This is a genomic window from Streptomyces sp. NPDC041784, assembly GCF_055591025.1.
The window spans coordinates 26,162-40,547 of record NZ_JBVJAB010000003.1 but is presented as its reverse complement, the minus strand read 5'-3'; the positions used below and the strand labels follow the sequence as shown (position 1 = coordinate 40,547).

Genomic DNA, 14,386 nt, shown 5'->3' with positions numbered 1-14,386 from the left:
CACCCGGTGGCCGCCCGTCCCCGGCGTCAGTACACGTCCCGCACGTACCGCTTGTCGGCGGCGAGCTGCTTGACGTACGCCGCCGCCTCCCCCTCACCGAGGCCGCCGTGGACGACGGCGACCTCGCGCAGGGCCTGGTCGACGTCCTTGGCCATACGGGAGGCGTCGCCGCAGACGTAGAAGTGGGCGCCGTCCTGGAGCCAGGACCACAGCTGGGAGCCGTGCTCGCGCATCCGGTCCTGGACGTAGACCTTGGCGCGCTGGTCGCGGGAGAACGCGGTGTCCAGGCGGGCGAGGGTGCCGTCGGCCGTCAGGGCGGCCAGTTCCTCCTCGTAGTAGAAGTCCGTCGCCCGGCGCTGCTCGCCGAAGAACAGCCAGTTGGGTGCCCGGTGGCCGCGGGCCCGGCGCTCCTCGAGGAAGCCGACGAAGGGCGCCACGCCCGTGCCGGGTCCGACCATCACCATGGGTGTGGCCGGGTCGGCCGGCGGCCGGAAGTGCGGGGCGCGCTGGACGTGCACGGGGACCTCGGTGCCCGGCGCGGCGTCCGCGAGGAAGGGCGAGCAGACGCCGTGGCGGGGGCGGCCGGCCAGGTTCTCGTAGCGCACCACGGAGACGGTGAGCGAGACGAGGTGCGGGTCGGTCAGCGGGCTGGAGGATATGGAGTACAGCCGGGGCTGGAGCCGGCCCAGCACCTCGGCCCACTCCTGGGCACCGGCCCGGATCCCGAACTCGGCGGCCACGTCCACGGCCTGCCGGCCCCAGGACCACTTCGCCAGCTCCCCCTTGTTGTCCGGGCGCAGCAGCTTGCGCAGCTCGCGCGGGTCGCGGGTCCGCTCGGCGGTGAAGCGCAGCAGGGCCGGGGTGATCCGGGTGATGTCGAGGTGGCGCAGCAGCGCCTCGCCGAGGGCCAGGTCGTCCGTCCCGCCGATCCGCACCGGCGTGTGCGCGTCGAGTCCGGTGACGGTCAGCCACTCCTCCACCAGGGCCGGGGAGTTGAGCGGCCGTACGCCGAGGGCGTCGCCCGCCTCGTACACCAGCGGGGTGTCGCTGTCGCGGGTGTCGAAGGTGAAGCGCCGGACCTCCTTGCCGGAGCCGGCCAGGCTCAGCAACCGGTTACCGGTGAGGCGCGCGACGACGGGGGCGGGGCGCTTCGAGCGCGCGGGGGCAGCGGTCGGTGTCGCGGCGGGGGCAGCGGTCGGTGCCGCGGCGGGGGCGGCCTCGGTGACCGTCGTGGGCGCCGCGGACTCGACCCCCGCCGCTTCCTTGAGCGCCGTGAGCACCTGGTCCAGCCAGGCCTCGGCCTGCGGCTCGAAGTCCGGTTCGCAGTCGGTGCGCGGGGCCAGCCGGACCGCGCCGAGTTCGTCCATACGGTCGTCCAGGCGTCGGCCGTGCCCGCAGAAGTCGTTGTAGGAGGAGTCGCCGAAGGCCAGCACGGCGTAGCGGCGACCGGTGAGGCGGCCGGTGTCGAGGGCGGCGAGGCCGTCCCAGAAGCCGGCGCCGTTGTCGGGGGCGTCGCCGTCGCCGAAAGTGCTGGTGATCAGGAGCAGGTCGGCGCCGGAGGGCAGGGTGGCGGGGTCGGCCTCGTCCATGGCGACGAGGGAGGCCGCGTGGCCGCCGGCGGCGAGCCGTGCGGCGGTGGTGGCGGCGAACTCCTCGGCGTTGCCGGTCTGCGAGGCCCACAGGATCACCACGCTGCGGCGGGGGGCCTCCTCGGGCGCGGCGGCGACGGGGGCCGTGCGGGAGTACATGCCGGCGAGGGTGCCGTTGACCCACAGGGCGTGCTCGGGACTGAAGGGCGCGTCCGGGGGCAGCACGGGGACGCCGGGTGCGCCGGCCGGGATGCCCGCGAGGAAGCCGACGAGGTACTGGCGCTCGCGTTCGGTGAGGACCGGCGGCGGGGCGGGCTCCAGACCGAAGACGGAGGCGGCGGAGGGCAGGACGGCGGTGGGCAGGAGGGCGGGGGCCGAGGTGACGGTCGACGACGGTGTCACGGTCGCCGGGGCCGTGGTCGCCGGGGCCTGCACGCTCACCGGTGTGGACACCTTCGTCAGCGACACCGCGCACACCTTCAGCTCGGGCTGGAAGGAGAGCGGGTCGACGGCGTCGCTGGTCACCGCGTTGACGCTGAGGTACTCGCCGAACAGGTCGTTCCAGTGGAACGGCGCGAAGCAGGAGCCGGGCAGCACCCGGTCGGTGACCACGGCGGGCAGCACGGCGCGCCCGCGCCGTGAGGCGACCTCGACCGAGTCGCCGTCAACGACGCCGAGCGCGGCCGCGTCCTCGGGGTGGATCTCGACGAACGGGCCGGGGTCGAGCTTGTTGAGCTTGGCGACCCGGCCGGTCTTGGTCAGGGTGTGCCACTGGTGCTGGAGACGGCCGGTGTTCAGGACGAACGGGTAGTCGTCGTCCGGCATCTCGGCGGGGTCGAGGTGCGGGCGGGCGTGGAAGACGGCGCGGCCCGACGCGGTGGCGAAGGTGAGCGAACCGTCGGGGCCGACGTACCGGACGGGGTTGCGGGCGGGGCCCTCGGCGGTGGCGGCGGGCCACTGGACGGGGGTCTCGCGGAGCCGGTCGTAGGTGACTCCGCGCAGGTCGTAGCCGGTCTGCGGGTTGTGGAAGCGCTTGATCTCCTCGAAGATCTCCGCCGCGGAGTCGTAGGAGAAGCCGTCCTCGTAACCCATCGCGCGGGCCACGGCGGCGATCAGGCGCCAGTCGGCGGTGGCCTCGCCGGGCGGGTCGGCGGCGGGGCGGGCCAGGGTGAGACTGCGCTCGCTGTTGATCAGGACGCCCTCGGTCTCGGTCCACAGGGCGCCGGGCAGGACGACGTCGGCGTACGCGTTGGTCTCGGTGTCGGCGAAGACGTCCTGGACCACGACGAACTCGGCGGCCTCCAGGCCCTCGATGACGGTCCTGCGGTTGGCGACGGAGGCGACCGGGTTGGTGCAGATGATCCAGCAGGCCTTGATCTCGCCGTCGGCCATCTTCCGGAACATCTCGATGGTGCCCTTGCCGACGCCGTCGGCCCGGATCGTGCCGGGCTGAAGTCCCCACACCTCCTCGGTGAGGGCGCGGTCGGCGTCGACGAGCACGGAACGCTGGCCGGGCAGGCCGGGGCCCATGTACCCCATCTCGCGCCCGCCCATGGCGTTGGGCTGGCCGGTGAGCGAGAACGGGCCGCTGCCGGGGCGGCAGATCTTGCCCGTCGCGAGGTGCAGGTTGATCAGGGCGTTGGTGTTCCAGGTGCCGTGGGTGGACTGGTTGAGGCCCATGGTCCAGCAGCTGGTCCACTCCCCCGCCTCGCCGATCAGCCGGGCGGCCTCGCGCAGATCGGCCTCGGGGATGCCGGTCAGCTCCGCGACGGTGGCCGGCGGGTAGTCGGCGAGGAGGTCGGGCATCGCCTCCCAGCCCTCGGTGTACGCGGCGACGAACTCGGGGTCGGTGTGACCGTTCTCGTGCAGGAGGTGCAGCAGGCCGTTCAGGAGGGCGAGGTCGGTACCGGGCCTGACCTGGAGGAACAGGTCGGCCTTGGCCGCCGTGGCGGTGCGCCGCGGGTCGACGACGATCAGCTTCGCGCCCGCTTTCACCCGTTCCATCATCCGCAGGAAGAGGATCGGGTGGCAGTCGGCCATGTTGGAGCCGATGACGAAGAAGACGTCCGCCTTGTCGAGGTCCTCGTACGAACCGGGCGGGCCGTCGGCGCCCAGAGACAGCTTGTAACCGGTTCCGGCGCTCGCCATGCAGAGCCGGGAGTTCGACTCGATCTGGTTGGTGCGCAGATAGCCCTTGGTGAGTTTGTTCGCGAGGTACTGCGCTTCCAGGCTCATCTGGCCGGAGACGTAGAGGGCGACCGCGTCGGGCCCGTGCTCGTCGACGATCGCCCGCAGCCGCCAAGCCGTCTCGGCGACCGCCGCGTCCACGGGGGCGGGCTCCGGTTCCTCGCCGCGGTCCGCGCGCACGAGGGCGGTGGCCAGCCGGCCGGGGGCGGCGAGCATGTCGGCGGTGGTGGCGCCCTTGGTGCAGAGTCGGCCGTGGTTCGCGGGGTGCTCCTTGTCCCCGGTCGCCTTCAGGACCGTACGGCGTCCGTCCGGTCCGCGGCCGATGTCGAGGACCATGCCGCAGCCGACACCGCAGTACGAGCAGACCGAGCGCACCTTCGTCGCGCTGTCGGTCCGCGGGTCCGGCACGGCCACGGGCGCTCCCTTCGTTCTGACGATCGGCCTGGTGAGAGCCAGTGTGAGGGTACGAAGTGTGCATTACGCAGGTGTCTCCCGAACGGGCCGCCAGGGGTTAAGCCCGGCGCACAGGAGGGGGCGGGCGGGTGTGAGCGGGACCCCTCAGGGGTGTGAGCGGGACCCCTCAGGGGTGTGAACGGGCCCCCTTCAGGGGTGTGAGCGGGACCCTCTGCCGCTCCCCGCGCCTGCTCCCCGGCCGCTCGCTGTGGAATTCCTTTGCCTTGCCCTTGTGGCATGGACTTGTCAAACCTGTAAGGCTTCCCTCACCCGTCGCACACCGCTGCTCTCTCCGTTCGGCACACCCCACAAAGGAGCCACGTGTGAGACCCACCCCCCGCACGGCCCTGTCCGCGAGCGCGCTCGCTCTCGCCGCGGTCGCCGCCCTCTCCCTCCCCGCGACCCCGGCGGCAGCCGCACCGGCGGCCGCCGCACCGCAAGCCGAAGCCGTCTGCACCCCGGCCCAGGTGGTCGCCAACGGCGGCTTCGAGAGCGGTGCTGCCTCCTGGACCCAGTCGTCGACGTCCGTGATCACCAGCCGCACCGGGCAGACCGCCCACGGCGGCACGAGCTTCGCCTGGCTGGGCGGCACCGGGGCCACCCGCACCGACACGCTCACCCAGAGCGTGACCGTCCCCTCCGGCTGTGCCGCCGCCACCCTCACCTTCTGGCTGCACATCGACACCACCGAGACGACGTCCTCCATCGCCTACGACAAGCTGACGGCGAAGATCGGCTCGACGACCCTTGCGACCTACTCGAACCTCGACAAGAACACCGGGTACGTACAGAAGTCGTTCGACGTGTCCGCGTTCGCGGGCCAGACCGTCACGCTCGCCTTCACCGGCACCGAGGACTCCAGCCTCCGGTCGAGCTTCGTCCTCGACGACATCGCGCTGAACACCGCGGGCGACACGCCCCCGCCCGCCGACTCCACGCGGACGCCCGTCTCACCGTCGTACACGGTCAGTCTCAGCAGCAACGCCGCCGGCACGGTCTGGACCGGGCACCAGAGCGCGACCTTCACCAACGCCTCCGCCACCCCGCTCGCCGAGGTGTACCTGCGGCTGTGGGACAACTACCACGGCACCTGCTCCTCGACGCCGATCACGGTATCCAACGTCACCGGCGGGACGGCGGGCGCGCTCTCGGTCGGCTGCACGGCGCTCCCGATCACCCTGCCCACCCCCCTCGCGCAGGGGCAGAGCGCCACGATCGGTTTCGACCTGGGCATCTCGGTGCCCAGCGGCGCGGACCGCTTCGGTCACGACGGTGCCTTCAGCTTCATCGGGAACGCGCTGCCGGTGCTGGCGGTGAAGGACGGCGCAGGCTGGCACCTGGACCCGTACACCAACAACGGCGAGGCGTTCTACTCGCTGGCCGCGGACTTCCGCGTGACCCTCGACCACCCGAGCACCCTGCTGGTCCCGGCCACCGGCACCTCGGTGGACACCCCCGGCTCCAGCGGCCGCACGATCACCACCGCGACCGCGACCGAGGTCCGTGACTTCGCCTGGGCGGCGGGGCCGTTCAGCAAGATCTCCGGTACCTCGGCCGCCGGCACCCCGGTCAACGTCTACTCCGTCTCCGGCATCAGCTCCGCCGACGCCCAGTCGATGCTGACCACCGCCAGGACGGCCGTCGACGCCCACGCCTCCCGCTTCGGCGCCTACCCGTACGGGGAGCTGGACGCCGTCATCGACAACAACTTCTGGTTCGGCGGCATGGAGTACCCCGGGTTCGTCCTCGACCTGGTCAGCACCACGGCGCTCACCCATGAGATCGGCCACCAGTGGTGGTACGGCATCGTCGGCGACGACGAGTACACCAGCCCCTGGCTGGACGAGTCGTTCACCGACTACGCCACCGACCTGGCGCTCGGAAAGACCGGCAGCAACTGCTGGAACGGTGTTTCCTGGGCCTCGTCCGCCGAGAAGATCACCAACTCGATGGCCTACTGGGACGCCCACTCCTCCCGGTACTCCACCGTCGTCTACGGCTACGGCAAGTGCGCCCTGCACGACCTGCGGCGGCTGATCGGCGAGACCGCCATGGCCGGCCTGCTGAAGGACTACGCCACGGCGCACTGGTACGGCGTCTCGACCACGGCCGACTTCAAGGCGGCCGCGCAGGCCGCCACGACCACGGATCTGACGTCGTTCTGGATCACCCACCGCATCGAGGGCTGAGCGGGAAGGGCGGGAGACGGCACGGCCGCGGCCGTGCCGTCTCAGGTCACGGCGCCGCGCTCGGGCGCCGGGTCGTACGCGCCCGTCGTCACGATCTCCCGCAGGCACGTCACCGCCCTGAGCAGGTCCGTGTGCGAGAGGTAGAGGGCGTTGACGCCGAGGCGCAGCAGGTCGGGGGCGCGCATGTCACCGACGATCCCGCGGGCGGCGAGCGCCTGGACCAGGCCGTAGGCGTGCGGGTGCCGGAACGACACCTGGCTGCCCCGGCGTTCGGGGTCGGCCGGGGTGACCGGTTCGAAGCCCAGGCCGTCCAGCAGGGTGTCGGCGCAGCGCAGCAGGAAGCCGGTCAGGGAGAGGCTCTTGGCCCGCACCTGCGCCAGGTCGAGGTCGTCGAAGACGGTGAGCGCGGCCTCGAGGCAGAGCAGGGAGAGGATCGGGGGCGTGCCGACGCGGCCCCGCGCGATCCCGGGGGCCGGGGTGTAGGTGTCGTGCAGCCCGAACGGGTCGGCGTGCCCGGTCCAGCCGGTCAGGGCGGGACTCCACCGCTCGTGGTGCCGTGCGGCGACGTACAGGAAGGCGGGGGCGCCCGGGCCGCCGTTGAGGAACTTGTAGCCGCAGCCGACGGCGAAGTCCACGCCGAGCGCGTCGAGGTGGACGGGCATCGCCCCGGCCGCGTGGCACAGGTCCCACAGGACGAGCGCGCCGGCCTCGTGCACGGCCCGGGTGAGCGCGGCCATGTCGTGGAGTACGCCGGTGCGGTAGTCGACGGGCGAGTACCCGACCACGGCGACCCGGTCGCCCTCGGCGGCGAGCAGAGGGCCGAGATCGGCGGGCCGTACCCGGCGCACCTCGAGGCCGAGCCGGGCGGCCACCGAGTCGGTGATGTACCGGTCGGTGGGGAAGTGGTCGGGATCGGTGACCAGCAGGGGGCGGCCGGGGCGCAGGGCCGCGGCGGCGCCGAGGGCGTTGTAGAGCTGCACGCTGGTCGAGTCGCCGACCAGCGTCTGCCCCGGGGCGGCGCCGACGATCCGGCCCACCGTGTCCCCGACCCGGGTGGGGGCGTCCCACCAGGCGTGGGTGTTCCAGGAGGCGATGAGGTCGGTCCCCCACTGGCGGCGCAGGACGTCGTCGAGGACGGGCGGGACGGCGGCGGGCAGCGGGCCGAGCGAGTTGCCGTCGAGATACACGACGTTCTCGGGGAGCAGGAACCGGCCGCGGGTGTCCGCGAGGGGCGCGGTGGCGTCCAACTCCGAGGCCAGTGCGGTGAGTTCGGCGTGGGCGGGTGGTGCGGTGGTCACGGTCGGGGGGACTCCTCCGGTGCGGGCCCGGTGTCCCCGCTCCGGGGAGCGGACAGCCGGCGCAGGGTGTCGGCGACGGCCTGGGCGGCGGGGGCGCCGGGCTCGATCAGCGTGTAGTGGCCGGTGCCGGGCAGGACGACGGTCTCCAGGTCCCGGTGCACGGCGGCGTAGTCCGCGAACTGGGTGAGCGGGACCTCCTCGTCGACCTCGCCGTGCAGCAGCACGGTACGGACCCCGGTCGTACCGGCGTCCTTGAGCAGCGTGAGCGGGTCGACGTACGGCAGTCGCTCGCCGAACTCTGCGGGTCCGCCCAGGAGTTGGAGTGCCGCGTCCTCGCTGAGGCGGTCCCGGCGGGTGGCGTCGAGGTCGGTCAGCGGGGCGAGGGCGAGGACGGCCGGCGGCAGTCGGGTGGTGTGCCAGGGGGATGCGGGCGGCAGCAGGGCGCGGGCCGCGCACCACAGGGCGAGGTGCCCGCCCGAGCAGTGCCCGGCCAGCACGTACGGCCGTCCCTCGGGCAGGGTGTCGACGATCCGGGCGACGTCGTCGAAGGTCTCGGGGTAGCCGCCGGCGCCCCCGGACCTGCGGAAGCCGGGCAGCAGCACGGAGAAGCCCTGTCGTTGCAGGTAGGCGGCGAACGGGGTGAGGTGCATCCGGTCGTAGCGCCAGTAGCCGCCGTGCAGCAGGATCACCAGCGGTGCGGCGGGGTCCTCGGCGGGCCATGCGTCGTAGACCTGGTGCGGGTGGTCGCCGTACCGGCCGTGGACGGGTGCCAGGACCGGCCGGAGCGAGAGGACACGCTTCTCCTCCTCGGCGGCGAACGCCGAGATGACCCTAGATGTCACCGCGGACCGCCCACAGTTCGGGGAAGACCAGCCGGTCCGCGCGCGCCTTCAGGAAGTCCACCCCGGAGGAGCCCGCGCTGCCGCTCTTGGCGCCCATGGCGCGGCGCACCACCATGACGTGGTCGAAGCGCCAGCGGGTGAAGCGTTCGGCGATGTCCGTGAGGAGTTCGCCGAGCGCGAGCAGCGGGTGGTGCTGCGGGCCGGTGTACACGTGCCGCCAGGCCTCGACGACCCCGGGATCGGGCTCGTAGGGCAGCGTGACGTCCCGTTCCCGGACGTGCTCCGGCACGGGCAGGCCCTGGCGGTACAAATACGCCAGCACCTCGTCGTAGAGCGAGGGTTCCCGGTGGGCGTCGCGCAGCGCCTCGTGGACCGTCGGGTCGCCCTGGTGGGCGCGGACCAGGGTCGCGGACTTCTCGCCGAGCAGGAACTCCATGTGCCGGTACATCGACGACTGGAAGCCGGACGCCTGGCCGAACGCGGCCCGGAAGCCGTTGAACTGAACGGGTGTCAGGGCGGCGATGGGCTCCCAGGAGCTGACGAGGGCGCCGACGGCGCGGCGGCTGCGCGCCAGGGCGTCCGTGGCGGCGTCCAGGTCGTCCTTGGTGAAGGCGTCCCGGGCGGTGCGCCACTCGTGGACGATCAGGGTGAACCAGAGTTCCATCACCTGGGTGGTGACGAGGAAGCCCATCTCGTCGGCGGCCTCGGTCAGCGGCTGCTGAAGGGAGTTGAGGACCGAGGCGTGCACGTAGTCGTCGTAGGGGCTCACGCCGGGAAACGGCTGGACCAGCGGGTCGTCCGGTGACAGATCCGCGAGCGCGGACGTGCCGTCGTTCATGGATGGCTCCTTGGGGCTTCCGCTCTTGGGGGTGGGCGGGATGCGGCGAGATACGCGAGGCCCTCGGCTCAACAGGCCGAGGTGGCTCACAGGCCGGGAGTGCTCACAGGCCGAGGTGGACGCCTCCGGTGGCGTCGATCCACTGGCCGGTCACCCAGCGGGCCTCGTCGCTCGCGACGAAGGACACCACGTCGGCGATGTCCGCGGGGGCGCCGAGCCGGTTGAACACGGAGGCCGCGGCCAGCGCCTGGCGGATCTGCGGGTTCTGGAGGGTGGGGTTGATCTCGGTCTCGGTGAAGCCGGGCGCGACCGTGTTCACCGTGATGCCCCGGGGGCCGAGCTGGAGGGCCAGGGAGAGGGTGAGGCTGTCGAGCGCGGCCTTGGTCATCGAGTACGTGGCGATCGCGGGGTAGGCGATCTTCGTCGCGCCGGAGGAGATGGTGACGATCCGGCCGCCGTCCCGGAGCCGGCCGAGGGCCTGCTGGAGGATGAAGTACGGCGCCTTGGTGTTGATCGCGAAGACGCGGTCGTACTCCTCCTCGGTGACGTGCTCGATCGGCTTGGGCAGGGTGATGCCCGCGTTGTTGACGACGATGTCCACCCCGGGCTCCGCGTCGCGCGCGGCCAGGGCGCGGTCGAAGGCGTCCCACAGGGTGGCGGCGTCGCCGGGAACGCCCAGCTCGGCGTGGATCGCGAAGGCGCGGCCGCCGTCCGCCTCGATCTCCTTCACCGTGCGCTCGGCGGCGCTGTGGTCGTGCCCGTAGTGCACGGCGACCAGCGCGCCCTCGCGGGCGAGGCGTCCGGCGATGGCCCGGCCGATGCCGCGGCTGCCTCCCGTGACCAGGGCGGTCCTGTCCTGGTGTCGTCCCGTGGTGGTCAAGTGCGTGTCCTTTCAAGGGGGGCGTTCGGGGTAGCGGGCGGAGTAGCGGTCGGGGGAAGGGTGGGACGTCGAGGCCGTCCAGGTCGGCTGGGTAATCCAGGCCGTCAGGCCGTCAGGCGTCGAAGTCGAGCGTGAGGTCGTCGGTGGCGGGCCGGGCACGGCAGGCGAGGGTGTAGCCGGCCGCGAGGTCCCGCGGGTCGAGGGCGTGCTGGCGGCCCAGGGTCACCTCGCCGGACACGACGAGGGCGCGGCAGCTGCCGCACACGCCGTCGCGGCAGGCGTAGGGGACCTCCGGGCGGGCCCGGAGCACGGGGTCCAGGACGACGCGGTCGTCGGGGGCCATCGTCACGGCCGTGGTCCGGCCGCCGATCACCGCACGGACCACGCCGGACCGGGCGGACCCGGCCGTGGTGGCGGGAGCGGGGTCCGGCTCGGGGGGCGCACCGTCGGCGGAGAAGAGTTCCCAGCGGATGTTCCCGGCGGGCGCGCCCCACGCGGTGAGGGTCGTGCGCGCGGTCTCGACCAGGCCCCACGGCCCGCACAGACTGAACGTGGTGGCGCCGTCGGGGCGGGCGCCGAGCAGGGTGAGCAGACGGCGCAGCCGGTCGGCGTCGACGCGTCCGGTGAACAGGTCGCTCTCGCGGCGCTCGCGCGAGAGGACGTACAGGGCGGTGAAGCGGTCGACGAACTCATCCTTCAGTTGGGCGAGTTCGTCCGCCAGCAGGGCCGTGCCCGCCGTGCGGGCGGCGTGGATCAGGGAGACCCGGCAGCCGGGGTCGTCGCGCAGGGCGGCGGCCGCCATGGTGGCCAGCGGGGTGATGCCGCTGCCGCCGGCGAGCAGGACGTGATGGGCGCCGGGGATCGCGGGCAGGCCGAACGTCCCGGCGGGCGGGGCGAGTTCGAGGGTGTCCCCGGCGGCGAGGGCGGTGAGGGCGTGGGCGCCGAAGCCGTCGGGGGTGTTGCGCTGGATCACCAGGCGCAGGGCGCCGGGGTCGTCGGGCGGCGGGCACACCGAGTAGGTGCGCCGCAGTTCACGGCCGGGCGGCCGGTGGCGTACGACGACATGCCGGCCCGGAGCGGCGGCGAAGGTGGCGGTGAGGTCCGGGGGGACGGCCAGGGTGACGGCGACGGCGTCCTGCGTCAGCGGCTCCTTGCCGGTCACGGTGAGCCGGTGCCAGCCGGTGCGGCGGGTCGCCGTCGCGGCGGTCGCGGCCGGTGCGGGTGCGGTGGTCGTCGGAGTCGCCGTAGTCGTGGTGGACGTCGTAGTCGTGGTGGACGTCGTGGACGTGGTGGACGTGGTGGTCGTGTTCATGGTGGCGCCTCACACCGTGGCCAGGTACGGGAACGTCTCGCGGCAGGACGTGCACACCAGGACCGACTGGCAGCGGGTCGGCCCGAACGGTGAGTGCGGGCGGGTGGCCCGGCTGCCGCAGTTCGGGCAGGGTGCGCCGAGACCGATCCGGACGGATCTCGGGGCGGTGGTCGGTCCGGGCGGGGCGATGCCGTGCTCGGCGAGCGCGCGCCGCCCGGCGGGGGTGATCTGGTCCGTGCTCCAGGCCGGGGTGAGCACCTGGCGGACCCGGCCGTCCGGGTGCCCGCACTCCGCGAGCGCCTCGGCGAGGGCGGTGGCGATCTCGGCCAGGGCGGGGCAGCCGAGGAAGGTGGGGGTGAACTCGACCTCCATCCGGCCGTCCGGCGCGGTGAACACGCCCCGGACGACGCCGAGTTCGCCGAGGGTGACGAACGGCAGCTCGGGGTCGGGGACGGCGTGCACCCGGGCGCGGACCTCGTCGGCGGAGAGCGGCCGCACCTCGGCCGCGGAGGCAGTGGCGGAGGCGGAGGCGGAGGCGGCGACGGTGCCGCGAACCGGGCCGGTCACCAGATGCCTCCGGGGAACTGCCGGTGCACCGACTGGAGTTCGGCGACCAGCGGCGCGAACTCCTCGCCGTGCAGACCCTGTCGGCCGCCGCGCGCCTCCCAGTGCGGGGCGGGCACGGTCAGTCCGGCGCGCTCCACCACCGTGCGCACCCGCTCCCGCCACACCGCGTGCAGCGGGCCGGGCGACGCGGCGGCCCCGGTCCCGGCCAGCCGGACCACCAGGTCGTCCTCGTCGAACAGCTCGGCCGTGTACGGCCACACCCGGTCCAGGCCCGCCTGCATGCGCCGACCGCTCTCGGCGGTGCCGAGGCCCAGGCGTACGGTCCAGCCGTCGGCGTGGCGCCGGTGGTAGTCGGCCTCCTTGGCGGCCCGGGCGGCGCAGGCCGCGAGCCCCGGTTCGGTGCTGCCGGCGAGCGCCTCGTAATAGAGGACGGCGTAGTGGCTGTAGGCGAGCTGGCGGGCGACGGTCACCGCGAAGTCGCCGCCCGGCAGCGCGGTGAGCAGGGTGTTGCGGAACTCCCGGTCCGAGCGGTCGTAGGCGAGGTCGTCCTCGGTGCGGCCGGTGCCGTCCAGGGTGCCGCTGAGGGTCAGCAGGGCGCGGGCGTGGCCGATCAGGTCGAGGGCGATGTTCGAGAGGGCCAGGTCCTCCTCGATCGTCGGAGCCCGGGTGATCCACTGGCACAGGCGCTGGCCGAGGACGAGGGCGTCGTCGCCGAGGCGGAGGGTGAGCAGGGCGAGGTCCTGGGCGTGCCGCGTCTCAGTCGTCGTCATCGTGGTCGCCTCCCCCGGTCAGCGGGGCGAAGTGCTCGGGATAGCGGTACGGCTTGTGGCGGGCGTTGCTGAAGAACGGGTCGCGTTCGGTGGGCGAGGCGGCGTGCACGTCGGCGGAGCGCACCACCCACAGCGACAGCGGTTCGCCCCGCCGGGTGTACAGGTCGCGCGCGTGTTCCAGGGCCATGTCCGCGTCGCTCGCCCGGACGGCGCCGACGTGCTGGTGGGACAGGCCGCGGCGGGGCCGCAGGAACACTTCCCAGGACGCCATCGCGCCCTCCGTCTCCCGGCTCACAGCGCGGCCTCCAGAGTGTCTTCCCGGGCGTCTTGCGGAGCGTCGTCCAGGGCGTCTTCCGGGTCTCCCTCGCGGGCGGCGTACGCCGCGGCCGCCTCCCGGACCCAGGCGCCGTCCTCGTGCGCGGCGACCCGGTGGGCGACGCGCCGGCGGGCGGTGTGGGAGTCGTCGGCGAGGGCGCCCCGGTAGCTCTCCCAGTCGATGGGCCCGAAGTCGTAGTGGCCGCGTTCCTCGTTCCAGCGGATGCCGGGGTCGGGGAGGGTCAGGCCGAGGCTCTCCGCCTGCGGCACGCAGTGGTCGACGAAGCGCTGGCGCAGTTCGTCGTTGGTGTGCCGTTTGATGCCCCAGGCGATGGCCTGCCGGGACACCCGGGCCCCGAGGGCGGCCGTCCGTTCGTCGGCGCCGCCGGCGAGCGTGTCGGGCGGGCCGAACATCAGGGCCACGGCCGGCAGCCACCACCGGTCCACGGCGTCCTGGGCCATCTCCCGCTGGGCGGGGGTGCCCTCGCACAGGGCCTTCATCAGGTCGTAGCCCTGGCGGACGTGGAAGGCCTCCTCCTGGCAGACCCGGCGCATCGCGCGGGCGTAGGGGCCGTACGACGTCCTGGTCAGCGGTGCCTGGTTGACGACGGCGGCGCCGTCCGTGAGCCAGGCGATGGCGCCGGTGTCGGCCCAGGTCAGCGCCGGGTGGTTGAAGGTGGCGGCGTAGCGCTGCTGGCCCCGGTGGAGGGCGTCCAGCAGGTCGACGCGGTCGACGCCGAGGGTCTCGGCGGCGGCGTACAGGTACAGACCGTGGCCGGCCTCGTCCTGGACCTTGGCGAGCAGCACGGACTTGCGGTGCAGGGAGGGAGCCCGGGTGAGCCAGGAGCCCTCCGGCTGCATGCCGATGATCTCGGAATGGGCGTGCTGGGCGATCTGCCGCAGCAGCATGCGGCGGTAGCCGTCGGGCATCCAGTCGCGCGGTTCGACGGTCTCGCCCGCCCGCAGCAGCGCCTCGAAGTGCGCGGTGAGGGCGGCCTCCGTGTCCGGCCCGGCGTCCGTGCCCGGCGCGGCGCCCGTACCCGGCACGGAACCGGTAACCGGCACGGCCTCCGTATCCGGCGCGGTACCGGCCGCCTGAACGCTCGCCTCGGCCGTGTCCACCATCACTCCCTCGCCTCGGGCGTC

Annotated in this window: 11 protein-coding genes; 1 reads left to right on the top strand and 10 read right to left on the bottom strand. The window is 73.4% G+C overall.

Annotation, left to right across the window (positions count from 1 at the left end):
* Positions 1–26: 26 nt before the first annotated feature.
* Positions 27–4,112, bottom strand: a complete 4,086-nt coding sequence (locus ACZ6D7_RS06945) for a molybdopterin-dependent oxidoreductase (protein WP_469485971.1) — start codon at positions 4,110–4,112, stop codon at positions 27–29.
* A 440-nt stretch (positions 4,113–4,552) separates the two neighbouring features.
* Here ACZ6D7_RS06945 and ACZ6D7_RS06940 point away from each other — a divergent pair, with 440 nt between their 5' ends.
* Positions 4,553–6,418 carry a M1 family metallopeptidase gene (locus tag ACZ6D7_RS06940; protein WP_469484655.1) on the top strand — a complete coding sequence of 622 codons (1,866 nt, stop codon included), beginning with the start codon at positions 4,553–4,555 and terminating at the stop codon, positions 6,416–6,418.
* A gap of 41 nt (positions 6,419–6,459) precedes the next feature.
* Here ACZ6D7_RS06940 and kynU read toward each other — a convergent pair whose 3' ends face one another.
* The 9 genes from kynU to paaA all read right to left on the bottom strand — a co-directional run bounded on the left by kynU (position 6,460) and on the right by paaA (position 14,365).
* Positions 6,460–7,716 carry a kynureninase gene (gene kynU / locus ACZ6D7_RS06935; protein ID WP_469484652.1) on the bottom strand — a complete coding sequence of 419 codons (1,257 nt, stop codon included), beginning with the start codon at positions 7,714–7,716 and terminating at the stop codon, positions 6,460–6,462.
* Complete coding sequence (locus ACZ6D7_RS06930) at positions 7,713–8,558, bottom strand: alpha/beta hydrolase family protein (protein ID WP_469484649.1); 846 nt, start codon at positions 8,556–8,558, stop codon at positions 7,713–7,715. The genes kynU and ACZ6D7_RS06930 overlap by 4 nt, the downstream gene beginning before the upstream one ends.
* Positions 8,548–9,396, bottom strand: coding sequence for a tryptophan 2,3-dioxygenase (locus tag ACZ6D7_RS06925; RefSeq protein WP_469484646.1), 849 nt, complete (start codon positions 9,394–9,396; stop codon positions 8,548–8,550). Before ACZ6D7_RS06925 ends, ACZ6D7_RS06930 begins: the two co-directional genes overlap by 11 nt.
* A gap of 103 nt (positions 9,397–9,499) precedes the next feature.
* A complete protein-coding gene (locus ACZ6D7_RS06920) occupies positions 9,500–10,276 on the bottom strand; it encodes an SDR family oxidoreductase (RefSeq protein WP_469484643.1) in 777 nt (258 codons plus the stop codon).
* A 112-nt stretch (positions 10,277–10,388) separates the two neighbouring features.
* Positions 10,389–11,588 (bottom strand): 2Fe-2S iron-sulfur cluster-binding protein, encoded by a 1,200-nt coding sequence (locus tag ACZ6D7_RS06915; protein ID WP_469484640.1) that lies wholly within the window; start codon positions 11,586–11,588, stop codon positions 10,389–10,391.
* Between the two features lie 9 nt (positions 11,589–11,597).
* The gene (paaD, locus tag ACZ6D7_RS06910) at positions 11,598–12,086 is read right to left on the bottom strand and encodes a 1,2-phenylacetyl-CoA epoxidase subunit PaaD (protein ID WP_469485969.1); all 489 of its coding nucleotides are present in this window, start codon (positions 12,084–12,086) and stop codon (positions 11,598–11,600) included.
* Positions 12,087–12,151: 65 nt separating this feature from the next.
* Positions 12,152–12,925 (bottom strand): 1,2-phenylacetyl-CoA epoxidase subunit PaaC, encoded by a 774-nt coding sequence (paaC, locus tag ACZ6D7_RS06905; protein WP_469484637.1) that lies wholly within the window; start codon positions 12,923–12,925, stop codon positions 12,152–12,154.
* Positions 12,912–13,220, bottom strand: a complete 309-nt coding sequence (gene paaB, locus ACZ6D7_RS06900; protein WP_469484634.1) for a 1,2-phenylacetyl-CoA epoxidase subunit PaaB — start codon at positions 13,218–13,220, stop codon at positions 12,912–12,914. The genes paaC and paaB overlap by 14 nt, the downstream gene beginning before the upstream one ends.
* Positions 13,217–14,365, bottom strand: coding sequence for a 1,2-phenylacetyl-CoA epoxidase subunit PaaA (gene paaA / locus ACZ6D7_RS06895; RefSeq protein ID WP_469484632.1), 1,149 nt, complete (start codon positions 14,363–14,365; stop codon positions 13,217–13,219). The genes paaB and paaA overlap by 4 nt, the downstream gene beginning before the upstream one ends.
* Positions 14,366–14,386 lie beyond the last annotated feature (21 nt).

What these genes read in the sequence shown, in the direction of transcription:
- ACZ6D7_RS06945 (WP_469485971.1), bottom strand. Translation starts at nt 4,112, where the DNA reads ATGGTCCTCGACATCGGCCGCGGACCGGACGGACGCCGTACGGTCCTG.
- ACZ6D7_RS06925 (WP_469484646.1), bottom strand. Translation starts at nt 9,396, where the DNA reads ATGAACGACGGCACGTCCGCGCTCGCGGATCTGTCACCGGACGACCCG.
- ACZ6D7_RS06915 (WP_469484640.1), bottom strand. Translation starts at nt 11,588, where the DNA reads ATGAACACGACCACCACGTCCACCACGTCCACGACGTCCACCACGACT.
- paaC (WP_469484637.1), bottom strand. Translation starts at nt 12,925, where the DNA reads ATGACGACGACTGAGACGCGGCACGCCCAGGACCTCGCCCTGCTCACC.
- paaA (WP_469484632.1), bottom strand. Translation starts at nt 14,365, where the DNA reads ATGGTGGACACGGCCGAGGCGAGCGTTCAGGCGGCCGGTACCGCGCCG.